This window comes from Nocardia lijiangensis NBRC 108240 (assembly GCF_001613045.1).
Taxonomy (GTDB): domain Bacteria; phylum Actinomycetota; class Actinomycetes; order Mycobacteriales; family Mycobacteriaceae; genus Nocardia; species Nocardia lijiangensis.
Genome location: NZ_BDBP01000023.1, coordinates 47,553 through 71,579, shown reverse-complemented (window position 1 = coordinate 71,579; position 24,027 = coordinate 47,553). Strand labels below are relative to the sequence as shown.

Below are 24,027 nucleotides of genomic sequence, written 5' to 3'. Positions count from 1 at the left end.
CGCGCCGAAGACACCGCAGCGCGCCGCCGCACCCGCGAAAGCCGCACCACCCGCGAAAGCCGGATCCGCGACGACCGGATCCGCCGAACCACCGGCGACCGCCCCCGCGGGTTTCGACGCGTTGGCGGACGACTCCGACGACCCACCAAAGGGCGGCGGCTCTCCCGCCGAGCCGAGCACCGGTTCCGGTCGGCCGTCCGCGGCCGACCGCCCGCAGGACATCGGCACCAGGGCGATGCCGCTCGCATGGTCCCAGACGGCCGGGTTCGGATCCGCGCGACCCGAACCCGTTGCCTTGCAGAAGAACCCGGCGACCCACGGGGTCCGGGTCCCGCCGCCGCGCCCGCCGAAAGGCTCGCCGCAGGCCGACGCCCCAACCGGCGCACTGGTCTTCGAGGACACCGCCTACCCGCTCGACCGGCCGTACGTCATCGGCCGCAGCCCGACCGCCGACGATTCGGTGCGCAACGCCATCGCGTCGCCGCTGGCGGTGCCGCGGGACCGGCACGTCTCCCGCGTGCACGCCTACGTCTCGCTCAACCGCGGCAAGGTCTTCGTTCGCGACGCGTCCACACCCGCGGGCACCTACGTCGCGGGCCCCGGCACCGACAGCTGGACCCGCATCGGCACCGCGCCGGTCGAGCTGCCGCCCGGTTGGCGCATCCGCATCGGCGAGAAGGTCCTCACCCACCGCACCGACGAACGTCACCCGGCCACCGCCCACACGCGCCGATCCTGAGCACGCCGCCGGCATTGCCCGGCCGTTGCTCGGCGCCCGCCGGGGCGGGATGGTCGAAACGGCAGTCGGCCGCCTGACGGGTAGGTCGCACCCCGTGCCGCGGCCTACGATGCGAAGAGTGCGGCAGCGGTCCTGCTGAGACGGTTTTCGCGCGGAGAGGACAATAGGCATATGCATCGACACGGCCCCACCGCGGACATCGATGAATCCGAGCTGACCGTCACCGCCCCGAAAGAGCAGGCCGCGGGCGTCACCGCCGTGGCCGTGGCGCTGAAACGCTCGGTCGAGGAGATGGGCGTCGTCCGCACGGCCCGCACCTTGGCCAGGGTCAACCAGGTCAACGGCTTCGACTGCCCCGGCTGCGCCTGGCCGGAGCCGACCGGGCATCGACGACCCGCCGAATTCTGCGAGAACGGCGCCAAGGCCGTCGCCGAGGAGGCGACGCTGCGCACCGTCACGCCGGAGTTCTTCGCCGCCCATTCGGTCGCCGAGCTGGCCGGGAAGTCCGGGTACTGGCTCGGCCAGCAGGGCAGGCTGACCCATCCGATGGTGCTGCGCCCCGGCGACACTCACTACTCGCCCATCTCCTGGGACGAGGCCTACCGCCTGATCGCAGACCAGCTGCGCGAGCTGGCCTCGCCCGACGAGGCCGTGTTCTACACCTCGGGCCGCACCGCCAACGAGACCGCGTTCCTCTACCAGCTGCTGGTCCGCAGCTACGGCACCAACAATCTGCCGGACTGCTCGAACATGTGTCACGAATCCTCCGGCGCGGCGCTCGTCGGCTCCATCGGCATCGGCAAGGGCTCGGTCTCGATCGACGATTTCGGCAAGGCCGACCTGATCATCGTCGCGGGCCAGAACCCCGGCACCAATCACCCCCGCATGCTCAGCGCGCTCGCCGACGCGAAGGCCAACGGCGCCAGGGTCATCGCGGTCAATCCGCTGCCGGAGACGGGTCTGCTCGGCTTCCGCGACCCGCAGACCGTGCGCGGCGTCACCACCGGTGTCGCGATCGCCGACGACTTCCTGCAGATCCGGCTCGGCGGCGACATGGCCTTGTTCCAAGGTCTCGGCAGGCTGCTGTTCGAAGCCGAGGATCTTGCGCCCGGCACGGTCGTGGACCGCGCGTTCGTCGACGCGCACTGCGCGGGCTTCGCCGACTACGAAAAGCACACGCGCGCCGTCGATCTCGATGTCGTCGAAGCCGCGACCGGACTGTCGCGGGCGGAACTCGAACGCACCGCGCGCCTGCTCGCCGCCTCGCGCAACACCATCATCTGCTGGGCCATGGGCCTGACCCAGCAGAAGCACGGCGTCGCCACCATCGAGGAGGCGACCAATCTGCTGTTGCTGCGCGGCATGATCGGCAAGCCGGGCGCGGGCGTGTGCCCCGTGCGCGGGCACTCCAACGTGCAGGGCGACCGCACGATGGGCATCTGGGAGAAGATGCCTGCCCCCTTCCTCGACGCGCTCGACCGCGAGTTCGGCATCACCAGCCCCCGCGAACATGGCTGGGACACGGTGCATTCCATCCGCGCCATGCGCGACGGCCGGGCCAAGGTGTTCTTCGGCATGGGCGGCAATTTCGTCTCGGCTACCCCCGACACCGAGGTCACCGAGGCCGCGCTGCGCAACTGCGCACTCACCGTCCAGGTCTCGACCAAGCTGAACCGCAGCCACGTGGTGCACGGACGCACAGCGCTGATCCTGCCCACCCTCGGGCGCACCGACAAGGATGTCGTGGATGGCGTGAAACAGCATGTGTCGGTGGAGGATTCGATGTCGATGGTGCACCTGTCGACCGGTCGCCTTGAACCCGTCGGCGATCAGCTGCGCAGCGAGGTCGCCATCGTCTGCGAGCTGGCCCTCGCGCTGTTCGGCGCGGACCATCCGGTGCCGTGGGCGCGATACCGGGGCGATTACGACAAGATTCGCGACGCCATCGCCCGCGTGGTCCCCGGCTGCGCCGACTACAACGCCCGGGTCCGGCAGCGCAACGGTTTCGTGCTGCCCCATCCCCCGCGCGACAGCCGCGAATTCCGCACCACCACCGGCCGCGCCAACTTCGCGGTCAACGAGCTGACCTGGGTACCAGTACCCGAGGGCAGGCTCATCCTGCAGACACTGCGCAGCCACGACCAGTACAACACCACCATCTACGGCCTCGACGACCGCTACCGCGGCGTGCACGGCGGACGCCGGGTGATCCTGGTGAACCGGGACGACATCGCCGAATTCGGCTTCGCCGAAGGCGATCTCGTCGACCTGGTCTCGGAGTGGACCGACGGCGTCGAGCGCCGCGTCCGAGCCTTCCGCGTGATCGGCTACCCGACCCCCCGCGGCAACGCCGCCGCGTACTACCCCGAGACCAACCCCCTCGTCCCGCTGGATCACGTTGCGGCGCGGTCCAATACGCCCGTCTCCAAGGCGGTGACCATCCGGATGGAGCGGCACGTGCACGTCGGAGCCGAGTCGTGAGCGAGCGTCAGCGAGTGAACCATCAGCACAGCCCCACCCGGGGCACGACGCAGCCGAGCGCTAGCGAGGCGGAGTCGTGAGCCGCGTAACCGCGCGCCGCCGCACGCTGCGCCTGTCCCCCACCGGAGAGATCCAGCGACCCGACACCCTCGCCGTGGAGGAACCGCTGGAGATCCGCCTCGGCGGGCAATCGCTGACCGTCACCATGCGCACGCCCGGCTCCGATATCGACCTGGTGCACGGATTCCTGTTGAGCGAGAACATCATCGGATCGGCCGACGACGTGGTGAGCGCCCGCTACTGCGCGGGCACCGATGCCGAGGGCCGCAACACCTACAACGTGCTCGACGTCGAACTGCGTTCCCCCGCACCCGCCCGCACGCGCAACTTCCTCACCACCAGTTCGTGCGGTCTCTGCGGCAAGACCGCCCTCGACGAGGTCAGGGCCCAGACCCGCTACCCGATCCCGGACGACTCGCCCGCCGTCGACCCGGCCGTACTCGCCACCATGCCCGAGACGCTGCGCGCGCGGCAGTCGGTCTTCGACGCCACCGGCGGACTGCACGCGGCGGGCCTGTTCACCGCCGACGGGACGGCGCTCGCGGTACGGGAAGACATCGGCAGGCACAACGCGGTGGACAAGGTGCTGGGCTGGGCCCTGCGCGACAACCGCGTCCCCGCAAACGATCTGGTGCTCATCGTGAGCGGGCGGGCGTCGTTCGAACTGGTCCAGAAGGCGGTGATGGCCGGCGTGCCGATGCTCGGCGCAGTCTCGGCGCCGAGTTCGCTGGCGGTCGACCTGGCCGACGAATCCGGTCTCACCCTGGTCGGCTTCCTGCGCGGCGACACCATGAACGTCTACTCCGGCGCGCACCGCGTCGACCGGCGGCCCTCCGCACGCCCCGCGAGCTGACCCGGGGCCGCGGCGCCTATTGCTCAGCCCTCGATGTCCGTTCTACCGTGACAACACCCGAACACCCTTCGGCGAGGAACGGAGCGACCGATGCGGATCTCGGTAGAAGGAAAGTCCGGCGGTGTGCGCGTCCGGATGCGTTTCGAGCAGCACCGCCGCCGTTGGCTGGCCGTGCGAATCATGTTGGGGATACTGACCTTCCAGGGCGCCGTGATCGGCCTGTGGGCGGTGCTCGCGCCGCACTCCTGGTACACGAGTTTCCCCGGATTCGGTATGCACTGGGTCGCCGTCGACGGCCCCTACAACCACCACCTGGCGGGCGACGTCGGGGCCTTCTTCCTGGCGCTGGCCGCGGTGAGCGGCTTCGCGCTGTGGCGCGGTGGCAGCGCGCTGGCGCAGGCCGCGGGGCTCGGCTGGCTGGTCTTTGCCACCCCGCACCTGATCTACCACGCATTTCACAAGCCGGACGCGATGAGCGGCGTCAGCTTCACGCTGAGCCTGATCGCCGCCGCGGCCCTCCTGGCGCTCGGCGCGGCCTGCCTGCTGGTGGCCCCACGCGGGCCGCAGGCGCCGGACCCCAAACCCATCGACTTTCACTTCCCCCGCCGCCGCACGACGCGCTGAGCTCGTACCGCACGGACGTGCCGACCCCCCGTTCGGACCCGGCCGCGACGCCGGAGTGCCTGGCCGGAGGCGATGCGCGTCGCACGAGAAGCCCGGGCGACCGTCGGCGCGGGGCCGGGTAGGTCACCTCGGGCGTGCTGGCGTGCGCCTCCGGCTCGAGCGAGATCGCTCCGGCGTCGTCAGACGTCGAGGGCCTTGAGCAGCGCCTCCCGCTGCCGGGCGCCCAGGCCGCCGATGCGGCGATCCTCGGGAATCTCGGCCTGATCCATCAGCTTCGCGGCCTTCACCGGACCGACACCGGGCAGGGCCTTGATCACCGCCGCGACCTTCGTCTTCTTCACCAGATCGTCGGACTCCGCCTTCTTCAGCAGGTCGGCGACCGACACCTTGCCGGCCTTCACCTTGCCGATCAGTTCGGAGCGCGCCTTGCGCACCGCAGCCGCTTTGGCCAACGCCTCGGTGCGTTGCTCGGCGGTCATCGTGGGCAGTGCCATGTCTCCTCCGCTTTCACTCGTCACTCGAACATCTGGTGGACCGCACCGAGTAAACAGCACGGCACCGGCCGTGGACCGCCGACACACCGGTCAGATGTTGCGATGAGTTTTCTGGCGCGTCGCCGTCAGAACCGGTATAGGGCAGGCGCGAAGCGCGCGAAACCGACGAAAGGAAGCCCGCCATGGAACTGTCGCTCACCCAGTTCGTCACCATCGACGGCGTCTACCAGGCCCCGGGCGGACCGAAGGAGGACACCAGCGGCGGCTTCACGCACGGCGGCTGGACCGCCCCCTACTTCGACGAGGCAGGGGGTGAGTTCATGAACCAGGTGTTCGCTCGGGCGGACGCCTTCCTGCTCGGCAGGCGCACCTACGAGATCTTCGCGGGCTACTGGCCGCAGCACGACGACCCCGCCGATCCGATCGCCTCGAACCTCAACGCCCTGCCGAAATACGTTGGCACCCATACCCTCGAGCGCGCCGACTGGGCGGGCACCGAACTGCTGCGCGGCGACCTCGTCGAACAAGTCACCGACCTCAAATCCCGGGAGGGTCGCGAAATCCAGATCCACGGCAGCGGCAACCTCGCGAAGACCCTGCTCGCCGCGGGCCTCGTCGACACCCTCCACCTACTGACCTTCCCCGTCCTCCTCGGCACCGGCAAACGCCTCTTCCCCACCGACTCCACCCCCACCGCCTACCACGTCACCGACTCCCGCACGACCCCCCGCGACGTCCACATCACCACCTACCGCGCCGCGGGCACCCCCGAATACGGCACCATCGGCGAGTAGCCATCCGGCCATCGGAAACGACCGCTGTGACCCACGTAACACAACGAGGCGCGCGGGCGAAAGGTAGTTAGTACAGCAGCACTCGCACGGGATCAAGGTTCAACGGCGAACCAGGGGGATCAACGGTGCTCCCCATCTCGGGCGCGATTCGTCCACGACGAATCGTCACCGCGTCCCGGCGAGGCAAGCACAACCGAACAACGATCCGCGTCCCGATGAACGGCCTTCGGACTACACGGGGCAGGCATGGACTGCTAGCCTCCGAATTGGAACACGTTTCAATTCGTCAGGGGTTGACATGACACAACAGATTCGCGATGTCGTCGAGCAGTACGTCAAGCTGGTCGGCACCGGGCCCACGGAATCCATCGTGGAGCTCTACGCACCCGACGCGACCGTCGAGGATCCCGCGGGCACCCCGATCCGCCAGGGCCACGACGCCATCCGCGAGTTCTACTCCGTGTTCGACAAGCTGGACCGGTCCACCGCGCTGCACGCCGATACCGTCCGGGTCGCGGGCAACCACGCCGCCTTCATGTTCGACGTGGTCACCAAGGTCGGCGATCAGCGATTCACGCTCACGCCGATCGACACGATGGAGTTCGACGACCAGGGCAAGATCATCAAGATGCGCGCCTACTGGAGCCAGGACGACATGCGCGCCGAACCGATCTGAGCCGCCCACGACGCCGACGCCGCCCCGGAATCGCATCCGGGGCGGCGTCGAATCGTCTGCGGGGTCAGGCGACGTCGAGCAGAGCACCTGCCAGGCCGGTCGTCGTCTCGAAGGTCACGACGCCGGCGGCCGCGGCGAGCAGCCGCTCCACGCACGGTGGGCCGGTGACCAGGAGCAGCCTGCGTCCGGTGTGCTCGATCCTGGAACGCGCCTCGATCAGCGCCCGCAGGCCCGCGCTGCCGAAGAACGTCACCATGGACAGATCGACGACCACGCGAGAGGCGGCCGTGTCGAGCGAACCGATCAGCCGCCGCCGCAGTTCCTCGACGGTGAATTGGTCCACCTCGCCCGCGACAGCGCACAACGTGATCTCGTCACTCGGAGCGGTGATCGAAACACTCACGCGCGCAGCGGGATCGGTCCGATGCGTTCGGAGATCGGTGAAGTGAGTGGAAAGCATTGTCGACATGAGGACCCCGGTCCCGTCGCGCCCGGCGCCTGAACCCGCGCCGGGCGATTTGTTCACACCGGGCGCTCGAGGTCCCGGAGCTGGGCTGGCTACTCAACCCTGACTTTCGAGTACCCGAGCCGACAGCCGAGTACACCTCGAATTACGAACCGATCTCGACAATTCGGACATTTGGAAAACAAATCCGGGCCCGCGGGACAATTCCCACGGGCCCGGATCTCGAGTTCCGAATTACGCCGACTTCTCCCGGCGCTCGGTGCGCTGCTGCTTGCGCGGCACAATGGTCGGCAGCACATTGTCGTTGACCGTGTCGGCGTTCACGACCACCTTGGCGACGTCGTCGCGGCTGGGAATGTCGTACATCACCGGCAGCAGGACTTCCTCCATGATGGCGCGCAGGCCGCGAGCGCCGGTGCCACGCAGGATGGCCTGGTCGGCGATGGCCTCCAGGGCGTCCTGGGTGAACTCCAGCTCGACGCCGTCCATCTCGAACAGCCGGATGTACTGCTTGACCAGCGCGTTCTTCGGCTCGGACAGGATCTTGACCAGCGACTCCTTGTCCAGGTTCGTCACCGACGCGACGACCGGGAGGCGGCCGATGAACTCCGGGATCAGACCGAACTTGATCAGATCCTCGGGCATCACCTCCGCGAAGTGGTCGGTGGTGTCGATCTCGGCCTTGGAGCGCACCTCGGCGCCGAAGCCGATGCCGCGGTGGCCGGTGCGGTCGGAGATGATCTTCTCCAGTCCCGCGAACGCGCCCGCCACGATGAACAGCACGTTGGTGGTGTCGATCTGGATGAACTCCTGGTGCGGGTGCTTGCGCCCGCCCTGCGGCGGCACGCTGGCCTGAGTGCCCTCCAGGATCTTCAGCAGCGCCTGCTGCACGCCCTCGCCGGAGACGTCGCGGGTGATCGAGGGGTTCTCGCTCTTGCGGGCGATCTTGTCGACCTCATCGATGTAGATGATGCCGGTCTCGGCCCTCTTGACGTCGTAGTCCGCGGCCTGGATCAGCTTGAGCAGGATGTTCTCGACATCCTCGCCGACGTATCCGGCCTCGGTGAGCGCCGTGGCGTCCGCGATGGCGAACGGCACGTTCAGCATCTTCGCGAGGGTCTGCGCCAGGTAGGTCTTGCCGCAGCCGGTGGGGCCGAGCATCAGAATGTTCGACTTGGTCAGCTCGACGATCTCGCCCCGGCTGTCGCGACCCTTGTCGCCCGCCTGAATGCGCTTGTAGTGGTTGTACACGGCAACGGCGAGGGTGCGCTTGGCGGTGTCCTGCCCGATCACGTAGTTCTCCAGGAACTCACGGATCTCGGCCGGTTTCGGCAGCTCGTCGAGTTTGACCTCGCTGGACTCGGCGAGCTCCTCCTCGATGATCTCGTTGCATAGATCGATGCACTCGTCACAGATGTACACGCCAGGTCCCGCAATGAGCTTCTTGACCTGCTTCTGGCTCTTTCCACAGAACGAGCACTTCAGCAGATCGCCGCCGTCTCCGATGCGCGCCATCTCGTGGGTCCCTACTTCCTTGTCCGCGTGCAACCGTCTGTCCAGGTTGCCAGCAATCCGCCGAACTCGTGTGTATTCGCGAACACTTCGAGTAATTCGGGCGGGTCGAGCTATGCCGTCAACCGAGAGCAAAGGTCCCTAGGTCGACCGTACCCGGTGTGCGCGACGGAGGTCGACAACTCGAGCATGTTTCTCGCCGGGGTTGTGCGGGTTCTCACGACATCGAAACACGTTCGGCACTTGTTCCGCCCGTGAGGGGCCGGTCCCGGCGCCCGGCAGGCCGCTACGGTGTTCGCCGCCGTCCGCCACCCTCGCGAACGGTCGACGCCACCGTAGCGGACGCGGCCGGACAGTCTGCCTTCGGCACACCGCCCGGCCGAATTCGCCTGACGCACAGCAACTTGCGAGCGATCGCCGAATTCGACGCGCACGCGAGCGTTGTTACTTCTGCGCGCTGAGCTTGCGGTAGTCGAACACCGTGTCGATGATCCCGTATTCCTTGGCCTCCTCGGCCGTCAGGATCTTGTCGCGGTCGGTGTCCTTGCGGATGGTGTCCGCATCCTTGCCGGTGTGCCGCGCCAGCGTGGTCTCCATCAGGCGACGCATGCGCTCGATCTCGGCGGCCTGGATCTCCAGGTCCGAGACCTGACCCTGGATGCCGCCCTCCAGCGAAGGCTGGTGGATCAGCACGCGGGCGTTGGGCAGGCAAGCGCGCTTGCCGGGGGTGCCCGCGGCGAGCAGCACGGCCGCGGCGGAGGCCGCCTGGCCGAGGCAGACCGTGGCCACGTCGGCACGCACGTACTGCATGGTGTCGTAGATGGCCATCAGCGAGGTGAACGAACCACCCGGCGAGTTGATGTACATCGTGATGTCGCGGTCGGGATCCAGCGATTCCAGCACCAGCAGCTGCGCCATGATGTCGTTCGCCGAGGCGTCGTCGACCTGCACGCCGAGGAAGATGATGCGCTCCTCGAACAGCTTGTTGTACGGGTTGGACTCCTTGACACCGAAGCTCGAGTGCTCGATGAACGAAGGCAGGATGTAGCGCGACTGCGGCGAGGCAGGCGCGATGCCGGAGAGGCCGGCGCGTGGGTCGATCAGAGCCATTTCGTCTCCAAAGTCTATGTGTTCAACGACGGTTCACTGACAGCGCGAGCCGGGGCGAGGTCCGGCCGCCGCTCACTTGGGGGCGGTGCCGTTGGCCTGGCTGGCGTGGCTGATCACGTGGTCGATGAACCCGTATTCGAGGGCATCCTTCGCCGTGAACCAGCGGTCGCGGTCGGCGTCGGCGGTGACCTGCTCCACCGACCTGCCGGTGTGCAGCGCCTGCAGCTCGTTGAGCTCGCGCTTGGTGTGGGCGAACTGCTCGGCCATGATCGCGATGTCGGCCGCGGAACCGCCGATGCCCGCCGAGGGCTGGTGCATCATGATGCGCGCGTGCGGCAGGGCGTAGCGCTTGCCCTTGGTGCCCGCGGTCAGCAGGAACTGGCCCATCGATGCGGCCAGACCCATGCCGTAGGTCGCGATGTCGCACTCGGCGAACTGCATGGTGTCGTAGATGGCCATGCCCGCGGTCACCGAGCCACCGGGCGAGTTGATGTAGAGCGCGATGTCCTTGGTCGGATCCTCCGCCGTGAGCAGCAGGATCTGCGCGCACAGCTTGTTCGCGATGTCGTCGTCGACCTGGGTGCCGAGGAAGATGATGCGCTCCCGCAGCAGGCGCTCGTACACCGAATCACTGAGGTTGAGACCAGCAGTCGCGGATGTCATGACCCCTGCTTGGTTGATTGTCACGGATACCTGCCTTCTCTTCTCACCGGCTTGTCACTGAAAGCTAAACAGCGCTGAGTGCCACACAGCCATCACTGGTTCGTCTGTCACAAACATTAACGAAGCAGGGCGGCACCGAACTCCCGGTACCGCCCTTTCTTCGCTTACAGCGCAACTTCTCCACAGTTCACAGCGCACCTACGAAACCACACGGCTGTATTTCGCGCTGTCGTTCCACGGTTCTACTCGGTGCCCTCGGCGGCCTCGGTCGCGGTCTCGTCCGCGGAATCCGCGGGCGCGCCGAACATTTCGGCGGTGTCCACGGCGTTGCCCGCGGAGTCGGTGACCTTCACCTTGCCAACCACGCCGGCCAGCGCCTTGCCGCGGCGCACGTCGGCGAACACCGCGCCGAGCTGACCGGCCTGCTGCACCTGCTGGATGAACTGCTCGGGCGACAGGCCGTAGCGCTGCGCCTGGAACAGGATCCGCTCGGTGAGCTCCTCCTGGCCGACCTGGGTGTTCTCCGCCTCGGCGATGGCGTCCAGCAGCAGCTGGGTCTTCACCGACTTCTCGGCGGCCTCCTTGGTGTCCTTGTCGAACTCCTCGCGGCTGGAGCCCTGCGCCTCGAGTGCCTCGGCCAGCTTGTCCTCGTCGTGGTCGAAGCCGTGCACGGCGTCGTGCACCACGGCGTCGATCTCGGCCTGGACGACCTTCTCCGGCAGCGGCACCTCGGTCTTCTCCAGCAGGGTCTCCAGGACCTTGTCGCGGATCTCGCCTGCCTGCTGCACCTTCTTGACCCGCTCGACGCGGCCCTTCAGGTCTTCCTTGAGCTCGTCGAGGGTGTCGAACTCCGAAGCGAGCTGGGCGAACTCGTCGTCGGCCTCGGGCAGCTCGCGCTGCTTCACCGACTGCACCGTGACGGTGATGACGGCTTCCTTGCCCGCGTGCTCGCCCGCGACCAGCGTGGAGGTGAAGTCCGTGGACTCACCGGCCGAGAGGCCGATGATCGCCTCGTCGAGGCCCTCGATGAGCTGGCCGGAGCCGACCTCATGGGACAGACCGCTGGTGGCGGCGTCGGCCACCTCCTCGCCGTCCACGGCGGCGGCGAGATCGATGGAGACGAAGTCGCCGTTCTCGACCGCGCGCTCCACGCCGGTCAGGGTGCCGAAGCGCTGGCGCAGCGAGGTGAGCTGCTCCTCGATGTCCTCGTCACCGATGCTGAACGCGTCGACGGTGACCTCGATGTCCTCGTAGCTCGGCAGGTCGATCTCGGGGCGCACGTCGACCTCGGCGGTGAAGGCGAGCTCCTGACCGTCCTCGATCTTGGTGATCTCGATGTCGGGCTGGCCGATGACCTTCACCTCGGAGGTGGTGACGGCCTCGCTGTAGCGGCTGGGCAGCACGTCGTTGACGACCTGCTCGAGGACGGCGCCGCGGCCGAGACGGGCTTCGAGGAGCTTCGCGGGGGCCTTGCCCGGGCGGAAGCCGGGGATGCGGACCTGCTTGGCGAGAGCCTTGTAGGCGCGGTCGAAGTCCGGCTTCAGTTCCTCGAAGGGCACCTCGACATTGATCCGGACCCGGGTCGGGCTCAGCTGCTCGACGGTGCTCTTCACGGACATGCTCCTTGGTTCGTTGTTCGTTCCGGTTGAGGCGCGACTCCCAGCGGGGTGCGCGTACGCATCCCGACCAGGGTAGTTGACCGGCCTGTGCGGCCTGCAATCGGTCACGGCGCGGCGCACCCCGGCCGCGCTGTGACCGGCTGATTCAGTTGCCGACGCCGACCGCGTCGGTGACGAAGACCAGCGTCTCGTTGGCTTTGATGCCGCCGCTGCCCGCGCCGTAGCCCAGGTTCGGCGGGATGATCAGCAGCCTGCGCGCGCCCTGCTGAACACCGACGAGACCCTGGTCCCAGCCGGGGATGACCTCACCGGCGCCGAGGTTCAACTGGAAGGGCTTGCCGCGGTCGAACGAGCTGTCCAGCTTCTTCTTGTCCGACCAGGTCACCAGCACGTAGTTCATGGTGAGCGACTGGCCGGCCACCGCACCGGGGCCGCTGCCCTCGACCAGGTCCTTCACGATCAGTTTTGTGGGCGGGTCGCAGTCGCCGGGAAGAGTCACGACCGGCGTCTCGCCGAAGCCGCCCGTCACCCCGATGTCCTCGGCGGTGCATTCCCGGCCGTATTTCGCCTGGGCGGCGGCGGTGGTGCCCGTCGTCGCGGTGGCAGCGGTGTCCTTGTCGTCGTCGGAGCCGCAGGCGGCCAGCGCGAACGCGGCCGCGGCGATGGCGCCGACACCGATGATCCTGCCGAGTGTGTGCATGCGGCGGACCCTAGACCACCGGACGCCCGCGCGCCCAGCGGCGCATTCCGGTCGTGTCGCGGTGTCGCCGCACGGAAACGGGTAATGCCGCCGGTGAGGCGGATTTCCCAGCGAGCATGAGGAGAGTCGGCGATGACCAAGACGGCCCGTGCCGGGGGCGGCACCTCGGCGAACGATGCAGGCGGGCAGGGGGGCGTTTCCATCGCGCCCCGGCCCTATCGGCTGGACAAGGTGCCCGGCCCGCTGGATCGCGCGGAGCTGACCGCGATCGACGCCTGGTGGCGCGCGGCGAACTATCTCTCCGTAGGCCAGATCTATCTGATGAAGAACCCGCTGCTGCGCGAAGCGCTGCGGCCCGAGCACATCAAGCCGCGGCTGCTCGGCCACTTCGGCACCGTCCCCGGGCTGAATCTGGTGTGGGCGCACGCGAACCGGGCGATCCGTCAGCGCGAGCTCAGTGCGGTGTTCGTCGCGGGGCCGGGACACGGCGGTCCCGGCCCGAACGCGTGTGCCTGGCTGGAAGGCACCTATTCCGAGCTGTACAGCCACATTCCGCGCGACGCCGAGGGGATGGGCGCACTGTTCGCCCAGTTCTCCTTCCCCGGCGGGGTGCCGAGCCACTGTGCACCCGAGACGCCCGGTTCCTTCCACGAGGGAGGGGAGCTGGGCTATTCGCTGCTGCACGCGTACGGCGCGGCGCTGGACAATCCGGACCTGACCGTGTTCTGCGTGGTCGGCGACGGCGAGGCCGAGACCGGCCCGCTCGCTGCCAGCTGGCACGCCAACAAGTTCCTCAACCCGGGCCGCGACGGCGCGGTGCTGCCGATCCTCGCGCTCAACCAGTACAAGATCGCCAATCCGACCATCTTCGCCAGAATTCCGGAGAACGAGCTGGTGGAGCTGCTGCGCGGCTGCGGCTACGCGCCGGTCGTCGTCGCGGGTGACGACCCGGCGACGGTGCACCAGGCGATGGCCCGCGCGATGGACGGCTGCCTCGACCGGATCGACCGGATCCACCAGGCCGCCAGGTCGGGCGGCGACGGCGCACCCGCGAGCTGGCCGATGATCGTGTTGCGCACCCCGAAGGGCTGGACCTGTCCCCCGGTCGTCGACGGCGACCCGGTCGAGGGCACCTTCCGCGCGCACCAGGTGCCGCTGCCCGCCGCGCGCGACGACGACTCGCACCGCGAGGTGCTGGAGCAATGGCTGCGCTCCTACCGGCCGGAGGAGCTGTTCGACGCCGAGGGACGCCCCACATCCGAACTGTTCGACCAAGTCCCCGCCGGCGATCGGCGGATGAGCGCCAACCCGGTGGCCAACGGCGGCATGCTCGTTCGCGATCTTCGCCTGCCGGACTGGCGCGATTTCGGCGTCGAGGTGGACGCACCGGGCGGGACGAAACACGAGGCCACCCGGGTGCTCGGCGGCTGGCTGCGTGAGGTGACCCGGCGCAATCCCGACAACTTCCTCACCTTCGCACCCGACGAGCTGGCCAGTAACCGGCTCCAGGACATCCTCGAGGTCACCGGACGCGACTGGCAGGCGGAGATCGGCGAGTACGACGTCGCGCTGGACCGCACCGGCCGGGTGATCGAGGTGCTCTCCGAGCACATGTGCCAGGGCCTGCTCGAGGGGTATCTGCTGACCGGCAGGCACGGCGTGTTCACCTGCTACGAGGCGTTCATCCACATCGTCGACGCGATGTTCAACCAGCACGCCAAGTGGCTGGACGCCAGCGCGGCGGTGCCGTGGCGGCGGCCTATCGCCAGCCTGAACTACCTGCTGTCCTCGCACGTCTGGCGACAGGACCACAACGGGTTCACCCACCAGGACCCCGGTTTCCTCGATGTGGTGCTGAACAAGAAGCCCGAGATCGTGCGGGTGTACCTGCCGCCGGACGCCAACACGCTGCTCTCGGTGTACGACCACTGCCTGCGCTCGCGGCACTACGTCAACGTGGTGGTGGCGGGCAAGCAGCCGCAGGAGGATTGGCTGTCGGTGCCCGATGCGGCGGTGCATTGTGCGCGCGGCCTCGGCATCTGGGACTGGGCGGGCAACAACGACACCGTGGGCAGCACACCGGATGTCGTGCTGGCCTGCGCGGGCGACGTGCCGACGCTGGAGACGCTCGCCGCCGCGGCGATTCTGCGAAACCGGCTGCCGGACTTGCGTGTTCGCGTGGTCAACGTGGTGGACCTGATGCGGCTGCTACCCGCCGACGCACATCCGCACGGCCTGCCGGACAGCGAGTTCGACACGCTGTTCACCAGGGAACGTCCGGTGATTTTCGCGTTCCACGGCTATCCCTGGCTGGTCCATCGGCTGGCCTACCGGCGCACCAATCACGCGGAGATGCACGTCCGCGGATACCAGGAAGAGGGCACCACCACAACGCCTTTCGACATGGTGATGCTCAACGATCTGGATCGCTACCACCTCGTGATGGATGTGATCGACCGGGTTCCCGACCTGCGCGAGAAGGCGGCGGGGCTGCGTCAGGAGATGGTCGACGCCCGCTGGAAGGCCCGCGCGTGGACCAGGGCGAACGGCGCCGACATTCCCTGTGTCGCGGAGTGGACCTGGCCCGAAGTCTCGCTCTGAGAACAGCCGGGCGTCGCCCGCCGCAGCCGTTGTCCACAGGGCGGCGGCCGATCATTTTGTGCCGTATGGAAATACACGGGGACTGTGGAAAACTTCCTTGCGGGCGTTGGGCGGGTCGGCGACGATCGCAGCATGCTGTTGACGATCACCTGCACCCGACCGGAGGGCGCGGCTTGGCCCGCGACCGACCTCGGATTCTTGCTGCACAAGAACCCCGAACGAGTGCAGGCGTTCGAGCAGTCCTACGGCACCGCGCACGTGGTGTACCCGGAGGCGGATCCGGCACGCTGCACCGCGGCCTTGGTCCTGGAGGTGGACCCGATCCGCTTGGTGCGCGGACGCTCCCGTGGCACACCGGATTTCAGCCTCGGTCAGTACGTCAACGACCGGCCGTACGCGGCGTCGTCGCTGCTGTCGGTCGCGATCGGCGCGGTGTTCCGTACCGCCCTGCACGGGCAGTGCAAGACGCGTCCCGAACTCGCGCTCGCGGCGCTGCCGCTGCGCATCGAGCTGCCCGCGGTGCCCTGCAAGGGCGGCTCCGAGGCCGCCGAGCGGGTGTTCGCGCCGCTCGGCTGGACCGTGTCGACCACCCCGCTCCCCCTCGACCCGGCCTTCCCGGAGTGGGGCGATTCGCACTACCTGCGCCTCGCCCTGACCGGCGAGATGCGGCTCGCCGACGCGCTCTCGCACCTGTACGTTCTGCTGCCCGTCCTCGACGGCGCCAAGCACTACTGGATGGCCGCCGACGAGGTCGACAAGCTCATCCGCGCGGGCGGCGGGTGGCTGGCCGAGCACCCCGAGCGCGGGTGGATCACCCGGCGCTACCTGGCCCGCCGTCAGTCGCTGGTGCGCACGGCGCTGGCGCGCTTGGCGGAGATCGATGAGACGGATCCGGACGAACTCGGCGCGGTAGAGGACTACGTCGATGCCGAGAATGCGGTGGGCGACATCACATCCGGGCCGCCGCTCGGCGCAGGGGCGAGCGGGGCCGGCTCCGCCGATTCGCACGCCGACGGTCCGGCGATCCGGACGCACGCCGCGGACTCCGTCGGTGCGCACGACGACGGCACGTCGGTACCGACCGGCCCGCTGGCCGGGCTCGCCTCGGCGGCCGAGGATGTCGAAGGCCGGTCGCCCGGCGATGCCGTGTCCCTCGCCGCGCCTGCCGCCGATTCGATGACGCCCGAGCACAGCGCCGGTCCGGACATCGACGAGGCGGCGGGCCGAGCACCGTCCCTGGCGGTGCAGCGGCGGGCGGAGGTGCTCGCCGCACTGGGGGAGGTCGGCGCGCAGCGCGTGCTCGATCTCGGGTGCGGTGAAGGCGCGCTGCTGCGAGAGTTGCTGGCGGACCGGATGTTCACCGAGATCGTCGGCGTCGACGTGTCGATGCGGGCGTTGCACATCGCCAAGCGCAAACTGCGGCTGGACCGGATGCCGGAGCGTGTCGCGCGCAGGCTCACGCTGCTCCAAGGCGCACTCACCTACACGGACGCGCGACTGCGCGGCTACGACGCCGCGGTGCTGATGGAGGTGATCGAGCACGTCGACCCGCCGCGACTCGGCGCGCTGGAACACGCCGTATTCGGCACGGCCGCACCGCGTTCCGTCGTGGTGACGACGCCGAACTCGGAGTACAACGCGGCGTACGAGAGCCTGCCCGCGGGCAAGTTCCGCCACGACGACCACCGATTCGAATGGACACGCACGGAATTCGCCGCATGGGCCACCGGCGTCGCGGAACGCAACGGCTACCGCGTACAGCTGCGCCCTGTAGGCGCCGAGCATCCCGAGTTCGGCGCGCCCACCCAGCTCGCACTGTTCACCAAGACCGACGCGCCACGGCCCGCAGGCGAGAACTTGAAAGGAGCCGCGCGATGACCGAACTGTCCATCCCCGAGCTCTCGCTCGTCGTCCTCATCGGCACCACCGGGTCAGGCAAATCGATGTTCGCGCGCAAGCACTTTCCGCACACGGCCATCGTCTCGTCGGACACCTGCCGCGGCATCGTCAGCGACGACGAGAACGACCAGTCGGCCACGCCGGAAGCCTTCGCGCTGCTGCACCACATCGCGGGCATCCGGCTGCGCCGCGGGCTGCGCACGGTGGTCGACGCCACGAACGTGCAGCCGCGGGCGCGTCAGGAACTCGTCGCGGTGGCGCGCGCCCACGACGTGCTGCCGGTGGCGATCGTGCTGGACGTGCCGGATTCGGTATGCCTGCACCGCAATGCGCTGCGGCCCGATCGGTCACATCTCGCCTCGCACGTGGTGCATCGCCAGCAGCGCGAACTGCGCCGCGGCCTGCGTGGGCTGGAGCGCGAGGGCTTCCGCAAGGTGTACGTGCTGCGCGGCGTCGAGGAGATCGACGGCGCGACCCTCGTCGACGAGAAGGCGTGGAACGACAAGCGCGATCTCACCGGGCCGTTCGACGTGATCGGCGACGTGCACGGTTGCCGCGCCGAACTGGAGACGCTGCTCGGCGAGCTCGGGTACGCGGTGGATCGCGACGAGGCCGGGCGCGCGGTCGGCGCCCGTCATCCGGACGGACGCACCGCGGTGTTCGTCGGCGATCTCGTGGATCGCGGACCTGATACCCCCGGCGTGCTGCGGTTGGTGATGGGCATGGTCGCCGCGGGAACGGCGTTGTGCGTCACCGGCAATCACGAGAACAAGCTGGTGCGCGCCCTCTCCGGGAAGAGGGTCACCGTCGCGCACGGCCTCGCCGAATCGCTGGGCCAGCTCGAGGCCGAGGACGAGGATTTCCGCAAGGCGGCACTCGACTTCTGCCGCGGACTGATCAGCCACTACGTGCTCGACGGCGGCAATCTCGTTGTCGCGCACGCGGGTCTGAAGGAGGAGTTCCAGGGCCGGGCGTCCGGCCGGGTCCGCGCGTTCGCCATGTACGGCGAATCGACCGGGGAGACCGACGAATACGGTCTGCCGGTGCGTTACCCGTGGGCGCAGGACTACCGCGGCCGGGCCACCGTGCTGTACGGCCACACGCCGGTGACCGAGCTGCGCTGGGTGAACAACACGCTCTGCCTGGACACCGGCGTGGTGTTCGGCGGCCGCCTCACGGCGCTGCGCTACCCCGAGCGCGAGCCGGTTTCGGTTCCGGCCGAACAGGTTTGGTACGAGCCGGTGCGCCCGCTCGCACCGGCTGTAGCCACTACGGCCGACACCACCGCGGCCGTGGTGCATCGTGATCCGGGCGTGCTCGATCTCGACGATGTGCTCGGCCGCCGCGTGGTGCACACCCGACACCACGGCCGCGTCGGCCTACAGGAGGAGAACGCCGGAGCGGCACTGGAGGTGATGAGCCGCTTCGCCATCGATCCCCGTTGGCTGGTCTACCTGCCGCCGACGATGGCGCCGTGCGCGACCTCGTCGCTGGACGGTTACCTCGAGCACCCGGCCGAGGCGTTCGCCTACTACCGCGGCGAGGGCGTGGACCGGGTGGTCTGCGAAGAGAAGCACATGGGCTCGCGCGCCGTCGTTCTGGTGACCCGCTCGGCGGCGGCCGCGCGGGACCGTTTCGGCGTCGAGGACGCCGGCACCGGCGCGATCTACACGCGCACCGGCCGCCCGTTCTTCGACGATCCCGCCCAGACCGAGACGCTGCTTTCGCGAATCCGTGCGGCGGCCGAGGCCGCGGGCCTGTTCGAGGAGCTGCGCAGCGAATGGCTGTTGTTCGACGCGGAACTGCTGCCGTGGTCGGCGAAGGCCCTCGGACTGCTGCGCACCCAGTACGCGGCGGTCGGCGCCGCCGCGAAGGCCGCGCTCGACGGCGCCGCGGCGGTGCTGACGGCGGTCGCCGCACGCGGCCAGGACGTCACCCAGCTGGCCGAGCGCACGGCGGGACGGCAGGCAGACGCCGCGGCCTTCACCACCGCCTACGGCCGCTACTGCTGGACGACCGACGGCCTCGACGGACTGCGGCTCGCACCGTTCCAGCTGCTGGCGGCGGAGGGTGTCAACTACGCCACCCGCGATCACGCCTGGCATCTCGCCGTGATCGATCGCCTGGTCGGCGCGGATCCGGAGCTGTTCACGCCGACGCGCCGGATGGTGGTCGACCTCGCGGATCCCGAAGGCGAAGCCGCCGCAACCGCATGGTGGACCGAACTCACCACCGCGGGCGGCGAGGGGATGGTCGTGAAGCCGCTCGGTTCCCTGGTCCGGAGCCGCTCGGTCGACCGCTCTGGCGCCGATGCACACGGGGAGCGCGGCCGGGACACCGACGGAACCGGTCCGGCACCGGACGCTTCGGGGCCGGGCAGCGCCGCGACTCGGGACGAGTCCACGCGTCTCGTCCAGCCTGGTGTGAAATGCCGTGGACCCGAATACCTTCGGATCATCTACGGCCCGGAGTACCTGCGCGAGCCGAACCTCCGCCGCCTGCGCACGCGCGGTCTGGGACGCAAGCGGTCGATGGCGCTGCGTGAGTACGCACTCGGGCTGGAGGCGCTGGACCGTTTCGTCGCGGCCGAGCCGCTGTGGCGGGTGCACGAGGCGGTGTTCGCTGTACTGGCCCTGGAATCGGAGCCCGTCGACCCGCGCTTGTGAACGGCGGTGCTCCGTGCCCGGGCTTCGACATGAGCCCAGGCACGGGCACCGGCACCGGCACGAGCACGGACACGGGCATGGGCATGGGCACAGGCCGGAATGCTGTCACCGCCATCTCGGCGGCACGATCACCGAGGCGCGCGGCGAACGGCGATGATCGCGCCCGTGAGGGTGCGGCGCTGCCCGATCCCGGCCCGCCGGTCCGACCGGCCGCGGAGCCTGGGGCCGACCGGCGCACATCCGGCGGGCGTCCAGAGGACTTCCAGCGTGCGCGCGAAGCTTGCCGGTGTCTCGGCTTCGTCCCGGCAAAGTGCTTGCAGGAGGGGCCACCTCCGCTGTTTTCGCAGTTCATGGTCGGTTCGATCGGCGAAACGAGCGCGCCGCGAGAAGTGCTGAGGCATCTCGTGGTTCACGCTGGGTATACCCCGAACAGCGGAAACGACCATTGCGGACTGTCCGGGACAGCCGTTACAGTTTTGCTAGCCAGGCGCTTGCAAGAGTAAGCGCAGGGTAGGCGCGGTTCGGCCGCGCGCAGCCGACAGACAAGGGAGTCTGACCATGCCTGCTGCCAGCAACGAAGGCCCGGTGTACGAGCCCGCGGACACACGAACAATGGTGATCGACGCCCGCTTCACCGAATTGGCCGCGAAATTCTTCGGCATGTTCCGCCGCAGGACCCAGGGCGGCGGCGCGCTCGCGGTCTACCTCGACGGCCGGCCGGTGCTCGATGTGTGGGCGGGCTGGGCGGATGGCGACCAGAGGTGGCAGGCGGACTCGATGTCGCTGTCGTATTCGACGGGCAAGGGCGTGGCGGCCACCGTCGCCCATCGGCTCATCGACCGCGGACTCCTCGACGTCGACGCCCCGGTGGCCGACTACTGGCCCGATTTCGCGTCCAACGGCAAGGCCGGCATCACGGTGCGCGACGTGCTCAACCATCGCTCGGGCTTGCAGCGCATCCGCGGCCTGCTCCCCGACCCGCACGACCTACTCGACCACGACGCGGTCGCGGCCGCGATGGCGGCCTCCGCGCCGGACCCGTTGCGAGTGCGCGCATCCGGATATCACGCCATCACGTTCGGCACCCTGGTCGCCGAGATCGCCCAGCGCGCAACGGGTCGCGACTTCACCGACCTGATCCGGTCGGAACTCGCCGGACCGCTGGGCGAGCGTGACTTCTTCTTCGGCGTCCCCGAACACGAGCGCACCCGGGTGGCCAAACTCTCGCCGCGGCTCGGCGTCGCCAGGGTTCCGCTCGACCGGCTGATCGCGCCCTTCGCGCCGCTGCAGTTGGTGAATGCCGCTCGCAGCGCGTTCTACGACGGCTGGGCCGACATGTCGATCGGCGCCCGCCCCTACGACGCGATGATGCCCGGATGGAACGGCGTGTTCACCGCCCGCGCGCTGGCCAAGATGTACGGCGCGATCGCCAACGACGGCATGGTGGGCGGCCGTCGGCTGCTGCGCGCCGAGACGACCCGCCGGATCGCGGAGATGCCGCCGAACAGCCGCTACGACTACGTGCTCGGCGCGCCGCCGCACTTCGCGCTCGGCTACCACCGCGCCGTCGTCGGCCCGCGCATCACCCGAACGGCGTTGGGCCACTTCGGGCTCGGCGGATCCGGCGGGATCGCGTTCCCCGACCTCGGCCTCTCGCTCGCCTTCGTCACCAATCACCTCGGCAACCACGCCATGTCGGTCGGCGACGCGCGCCTGCCGATGCTGGCCGCTCGTGCCGAGCGCATCGCTCGCGCCGCCCGCGGACAGGCCCCCGTCCAGGCCGAGACCGAAGCCGCGGCCAGCTGACCGGGAAGATCAGCGACCCTTCAGTTTGCGCCAGCCGCCGGCGCGATTGTCGGCGATGATCTGGCGGAACATGGCCGAGAGCGCGCGGGCGTTGACGGTCTCGCCCGCGCGGATCGCCACGGTCCGCGCGGTCTTGTTGTCGTGTCCGCCGGTGATGATGCCCTCGGGATCGGGGACGATGCCTCCGTCGTAGAGGAACACGTTGACGTGCGTCTTCGCGGCGAGTAGCGCGCAGATATTGCCGTCGAGCACGAAGTACGGCTGGACGGTGCGCTTGATGGTCTCCTCGACCTCGGGGTCCGCGGCGTGCACCAGATCGCGGACCTCTTGGCAGATCGCCTGCTGCCAGTCGGGTAGGGCGTCGATGTAGGCATCGACACGCGGGTCGGCTACATAGGACATGTGCCGATCGTGGCACAGATACCGGTCCGTCGACAGGTTCGCGGCGCACCGATGACCCGATACAAGCGTTTTCCGAGGGTCTTGTGCGATGCACGAACCGAGCGCCGATCGCCGGAAAAGCACGGTCGCGCGCTGCTAGGCTGCTGTGCTCGACGACCGTCGTGTCGCACGACAACTAGGGGGCCGAATCCAGTGCAACCGGAACAGGCACGGGCCGCCGGACTGTTCGACGCCGCGCTGACCGGCGAACTGCGTATGCCGGAGCAGACGGCGCAGCGGCTCGCCTCGGCCTGCGACGCGCTTCTCGACGGACTACGCAGGCTGGAGACGGCGGATCTCGGTGCGGTGCACGGCTTTCCGGAACTACCCTCCGGCATCGCGCTCGCTCGCGGATTCTCCGCCAAGGGAGCGGAATTCGCGGACACGCTCACCGCGCTCCAGGAAGCGACGCTGCGCTACAAGGCCGGGTATCTGGCGGCCGGGCAGTTGGTGTCCGAGGCCGACGCCGCCCATCGCGCGGCGCTGGAGCTGGCCGCCGACCGCCTGGACGACGGCGCATGAACCGCGCGCCCGACCGCGTCCATGCGGCGACCGACCCGCCGTACGTCACCGATCGGGAATCCTTCGACGCCTATACCCACCGTGAGATCTGGGAGCTCGTGCACGAGGCGCTGCGCCCCGCCGAACTCGGCCGCGTCGCCGAGGGCTGGCGGGCGAGCGCCGAGACACTCGACGAGCTGTTCGCGGCGTTCGCGGCCGCGGTGCGTCACGAATTCGCGGAATGGCACGGCGAAGCGGCCGCCGCCGCACGCCAATCGACCGAGCAGTTCCTCCGCGCGGGCGCGGCCGTCCGCGATGTCTGCGCCGAACTGCACCGGCTGATGGAAGCGAATTCCTCGGCGGCACAGGCGATCCGCGATGCCATCGCGCCGCCGCCCGAACCCTACGCGCCGAACCCCGACCCGGTGCTGGAGGCCATCGAGGGCGGGCCGCGCAAGATGGCGCACGACATCGCCGCGGCCGAGGCGCTCGCCGACGCCCAGGACACCCTGACCTTCGGCTACAACTCGACCCTCGTCGCCTCCGGCGACGCCGTCCCCGTCTTCGGCGAGCCCGATCCGAGCGGCGAGGGCGCGCGGTGAGGTGGGTCTTCACGCCGGACGAGTTCACCTATGTGTGGTCGGCCGAGACCGGCCTCGACCGCCGCCCCTACCCCGTCAACATGGCCCACCGCGGCACCGTCCGCAGCGAAAACGACTGGGACAAGCTCACACTCGCCGAACGCTTCCCCCGCAATGCCGATCCCGATCTGACCGGCGCGCTCACTCTCTGCGCCCGCGGCGACGTCACCACCATCACGGTCTCCGGCGACCGCTATGCGCGGGACGGGCGCACCGACGAACCCATCCTCGCTTTCGGCGCCACCCACCTGGTGTGGGGCACAGTGATCGTCGCGGGCCCCTGCGACGTCATCGTGATCGCCTGCCACGCAAGGAAAGTCGCACATCACCTGGTTGCCGCGATGGGCTCCGTTCCCGCGGGCAGACTCGCCCCGATGCGGGAGCCGCGCGAGGCCGTCCTCTACGACGACCCCAACCAGTGGCAACAGCAGTCGGAGGCCACACTGCGCGCCGCCGCCCTGCGCGAGACCCTGCACCGGCCGATCGACGCTCGCGGCTTCATCACCGTCACCGTCGCGCCGGAAGACCCGATGTCGCCACCGACCCGCCATCGCACCTGGCTGGACTTCACCGACGACGGACGTTACCTGCTCACTACCAGCAACGATCTCACGCTGGCGCCGGTCACCGAACCCGCCCTCGCCACTCACCTGACGCGGTTGGCCGCCATCCGCTGACAGC

The 24,027-nt window shown here is 69.0% G+C and carries 21 protein-coding genes; 13 read left to right on the top strand and 8 right to left on the bottom strand.

From position 1 onward, the window contains the following. The 4 genes from NL1_RS09495 to NL1_RS09480 all read left to right on the top strand — a co-directional run. Positions 1-739: FHA domain-containing protein (locus NL1_RS09495; protein ID WP_156094762.1), on the top strand; the 739-nt coding region annotated here is incomplete at its 5' end. Positions 740-910: 171 nt separating this feature from the next. Continuing rightward, the gene (locus NL1_RS09490; RefSeq protein ID WP_067836611.1) at positions 911-3,220 is read left to right on the top strand and encodes an FdhF/YdeP family oxidoreductase; all 2,310 of its coding nucleotides are present in this window, start codon (positions 911-913) and stop codon (positions 3,218-3,220) included. Positions 3,221-3,296: 76 nt separating this feature from the next. Then, on the top strand, positions 3,297-4,133 hold the full coding sequence (fdhD, locus tag NL1_RS09485; RefSeq protein ID WP_067836609.1) for a formate dehydrogenase accessory sulfurtransferase FdhD: 837 nt from the start codon (positions 3,297-3,299) through the stop codon (positions 4,131-4,133). A gap of 90 nt (positions 4,134-4,223) precedes the next feature. After that, positions 4,224-4,757 (top strand): hypothetical protein, encoded by a 534-nt coding sequence (locus NL1_RS09480; protein WP_067836606.1) that lies wholly within the window; start codon positions 4,224-4,226, stop codon positions 4,755-4,757. Positions 4,758-4,936: 179 nt separating this feature from the next. Here NL1_RS09480 and mihF read toward each other — a convergent pair whose 3' ends face one another. Beyond that, positions 4,937-5,251: an integration host factor, actinobacterial type gene (mihF, locus tag NL1_RS09475; protein ID WP_067836603.1), complete on the bottom strand. Its 315-nt coding sequence runs from the start codon at positions 5,249-5,251 to the stop codon at positions 4,937-4,939. Between the two features lie 182 nt (positions 5,252-5,433). Between mihF and NL1_RS09470 the strand changes: the two genes are divergently transcribed. Together NL1_RS09470 and NL1_RS09465 are read left to right on the top strand one after the other, a co-directional pair. Further along, positions 5,434-6,045: a dihydrofolate reductase family protein gene (locus NL1_RS09470; protein WP_067836600.1), complete on the top strand. Its 612-nt coding sequence runs from the start codon at positions 5,434-5,436 to the stop codon at positions 6,043-6,045. Positions 6,046-6,343: 298 nt separating this feature from the next. Continuing rightward, entirely contained in the window at positions 6,344-6,721 is a 378-nt protein-coding gene (locus NL1_RS09465) for a nuclear transport factor 2 family protein (RefSeq protein ID WP_067836597.1), read from the top strand. A 64-nt stretch (positions 6,722-6,785) separates the two neighbouring features. Here NL1_RS09465 and NL1_RS09460 read toward each other — a convergent pair whose 3' ends face one another. The 6 genes from NL1_RS09460 to NL1_RS09435 all read right to left on the bottom strand — a co-directional run bounded on the left by NL1_RS09460 (position 6,786) and on the right by NL1_RS09435 (position 12,791). Beyond that, positions 6,786-7,124 (bottom strand): STAS domain-containing protein, encoded by a 339-nt coding sequence (locus NL1_RS09460; protein ID WP_245673161.1) that lies wholly within the window; start codon positions 7,122-7,124, stop codon positions 6,786-6,788. A gap of 297 nt (positions 7,125-7,421) precedes the next feature. Further along, the gene (clpX, locus tag NL1_RS09455) at positions 7,422-8,702 is read right to left on the bottom strand and encodes an ATP-dependent Clp protease ATP-binding subunit ClpX (RefSeq protein ID WP_067836592.1); all 1,281 of its coding nucleotides are present in this window, start codon (positions 8,700-8,702) and stop codon (positions 7,422-7,424) included. Between the two features lie 441 nt (positions 8,703-9,143). Beyond that, positions 9,144-9,809 carry an ATP-dependent Clp protease proteolytic subunit gene (locus NL1_RS09450; RefSeq protein WP_067787453.1) on the bottom strand — a complete coding sequence of 222 codons (666 nt, stop codon included), beginning with the start codon at positions 9,807-9,809 and terminating at the stop codon, positions 9,144-9,146. A gap of 72 nt (positions 9,810-9,881) precedes the next feature. Further along, complete coding sequence (locus NL1_RS09445; RefSeq protein WP_067836590.1) at positions 9,882-10,472, bottom strand: ATP-dependent Clp protease proteolytic subunit; 591 nt, start codon at positions 10,470-10,472, stop codon at positions 9,882-9,884. A gap of 242 nt (positions 10,473-10,714) precedes the next feature. Beyond that, complete coding sequence (gene tig / locus NL1_RS09440) at positions 10,715-12,085, bottom strand: trigger factor (protein WP_067836633.1); 1,371 nt, start codon at positions 12,083-12,085, stop codon at positions 10,715-10,717. 151 nt (positions 12,086-12,236) lie between these two features. Next, positions 12,237-12,791: an FKBP-type peptidyl-prolyl cis-trans isomerase gene (locus NL1_RS09435; RefSeq protein ID WP_067836587.1), complete on the bottom strand. Its 555-nt coding sequence runs from the start codon at positions 12,789-12,791 to the stop codon at positions 12,237-12,239. A 132-nt stretch (positions 12,792-12,923) separates the two neighbouring features. Here NL1_RS09435 and NL1_RS09430 point away from each other — a divergent pair, with 132 nt between their 5' ends. The 4 genes from NL1_RS09430 to NL1_RS09415 all read left to right on the top strand — a co-directional run bounded on the left by NL1_RS09430 (position 12,924) and on the right by NL1_RS09415 (position 21,763). Beyond that, positions 12,924-15,392 carry a phosphoketolase family protein gene (locus NL1_RS09430; RefSeq protein ID WP_084510424.1) on the top strand — a complete coding sequence of 823 codons (2,469 nt, stop codon included), beginning with the start codon at positions 12,924-12,926 and terminating at the stop codon, positions 15,390-15,392. Between the two features lie 132 nt (positions 15,393-15,524). Continuing rightward, positions 15,525-17,270, top strand: coding sequence for a 3' terminal RNA ribose 2'-O-methyltransferase Hen1 (locus NL1_RS09425; RefSeq protein WP_067836628.1), 1,746 nt, complete (start codon positions 15,525-15,527; stop codon positions 17,268-17,270). Then, positions 17,267-19,957, top strand: coding sequence for a polynucleotide kinase-phosphatase (locus NL1_RS09420; protein ID WP_067836584.1), 2,691 nt, complete (start codon positions 17,267-17,269; stop codon positions 19,955-19,957). Before NL1_RS09425 ends, NL1_RS09420 begins: the two co-directional genes overlap by 4 nt. Before the next feature lie 558 nt (positions 19,958-20,515). Beyond that, positions 20,516-21,763, top strand: a complete 1,248-nt coding sequence (locus NL1_RS09415) for a serine hydrolase domain-containing protein (protein WP_067836582.1) — start codon at positions 20,516-20,518, stop codon at positions 21,761-21,763. A 9-nt stretch (positions 21,764-21,772) separates the two neighbouring features. On the opposite strand, the gene NL1_RS09410 is transcribed toward NL1_RS09415, so the two are convergent. Then, a complete protein-coding gene (locus NL1_RS09410) occupies positions 21,773-22,165 on the bottom strand; it encodes a DUF1801 domain-containing protein (RefSeq protein WP_067836579.1) in 393 nt (130 codons plus the stop codon). 192 nt (positions 22,166-22,357) lie between these two features. Here NL1_RS09410 and NL1_RS09405 point away from each other — a divergent pair, with 192 nt between their 5' ends. The 3 genes from NL1_RS09405 to NL1_RS09395 are packed head-to-tail and all read left to right on the top strand — an operon-like array spanning position 22,358 to position 24,023. After that, positions 22,358-22,726, top strand: a complete 369-nt coding sequence (locus tag NL1_RS09405; RefSeq protein WP_067836576.1) for a hypothetical protein — start codon at positions 22,358-22,360, stop codon at positions 22,724-22,726. Next, positions 22,723-23,307 (top strand): WXG100 family type VII secretion target, encoded by a 585-nt coding sequence (locus NL1_RS09400; RefSeq protein WP_067836573.1) that lies wholly within the window; start codon positions 22,723-22,725, stop codon positions 23,305-23,307. The genes NL1_RS09405 and NL1_RS09400 overlap by 4 nt, the downstream gene beginning before the upstream one ends. Further along, positions 23,304-24,023: an ESX secretion-associated protein EspG gene (locus NL1_RS09395; RefSeq protein WP_067836570.1), complete on the top strand. Its 720-nt coding sequence runs from the start codon at positions 23,304-23,306 to the stop codon at positions 24,021-24,023. The genes NL1_RS09400 and NL1_RS09395 overlap by 4 nt, the downstream gene beginning before the upstream one ends. Positions 24,024-24,027 lie beyond the last annotated feature (4 nt).

Excerpts from the sequence above, each read along its gene's own strand:
- NL1_RS09400 (WP_067836573.1), top strand. The coding sequence starts at position 22,723 with ATGAACCGCGCGCCCGACCGCGTCCATGCGGCGACCGACCCGCCGTAC.
- clpX (WP_067836592.1), bottom strand. The coding sequence starts at position 8,702 with ATGGCGCGCATCGGAGACGGCGGCGATCTGCTGAAGTGCTCGTTCTGT.
- NL1_RS09465 (WP_067836597.1), top strand. The coding sequence starts at position 6,344 with ATGACACAACAGATTCGCGATGTCGTCGAGCAGTACGTCAAGCTGGTC.
- NL1_RS09425 (WP_067836628.1), top strand. The coding sequence starts at position 15,525 with ATGCTGTTGACGATCACCTGCACCCGACCGGAGGGCGCGGCTTGGCCC.
- NL1_RS09490 (WP_067836611.1), top strand. The coding sequence starts at position 911 with ATGCATCGACACGGCCCCACCGCGGACATCGATGAATCCGAGCTGACC.
- NL1_RS09420 (WP_067836584.1), top strand. The coding sequence starts at position 17,267 with ATGACCGAACTGTCCATCCCCGAGCTCTCGCTCGTCGTCCTCATCGGC.
- NL1_RS09450 (WP_067787453.1), bottom strand. The coding sequence starts at position 9,809 with ATGGCTCTGATCGACCCACGCGCCGGCCTCTCCGGCATCGCGCCTGCC.
- NL1_RS09470 (WP_067836600.1), top strand. The coding sequence starts at position 5,434 with ATGGAACTGTCGCTCACCCAGTTCGTCACCATCGACGGCGTCTACCAG.
- NL1_RS09415 (WP_067836582.1), top strand. The coding sequence starts at position 20,516 with ATGCCTGCTGCCAGCAACGAAGGCCCGGTGTACGAGCCCGCGGACACA.
- NL1_RS09480 (WP_067836606.1), top strand. The coding sequence starts at position 4,224 with ATGCGGATCTCGGTAGAAGGAAAGTCCGGCGGTGTGCGCGTCCGGATG.
- mihF (WP_067836603.1), bottom strand. The coding sequence starts at position 5,251 with ATGGCACTGCCCACGATGACCGCCGAGCAACGCACCGAGGCGTTGGCC.
- NL1_RS09410 (WP_067836579.1), bottom strand. The coding sequence starts at position 22,165 with ATGTCCTATGTAGCCGACCCGCGTGTCGATGCCTACATCGACGCCCTA.
- NL1_RS09430 (WP_084510424.1), top strand. The coding sequence starts at position 12,924 with ATGACCAAGACGGCCCGTGCCGGGGGCGGCACCTCGGCGAACGATGCA.
- NL1_RS09435 (WP_067836587.1), bottom strand. The coding sequence starts at position 12,791 with ATGCACACACTCGGCAGGATCATCGGTGTCGGCGCCATCGCCGCGGCC.
- NL1_RS09445 (WP_067836590.1), bottom strand. The coding sequence starts at position 10,472 with ATGACATCCGCGACTGCTGGTCTCAACCTCAGTGATTCGGTGTACGAG.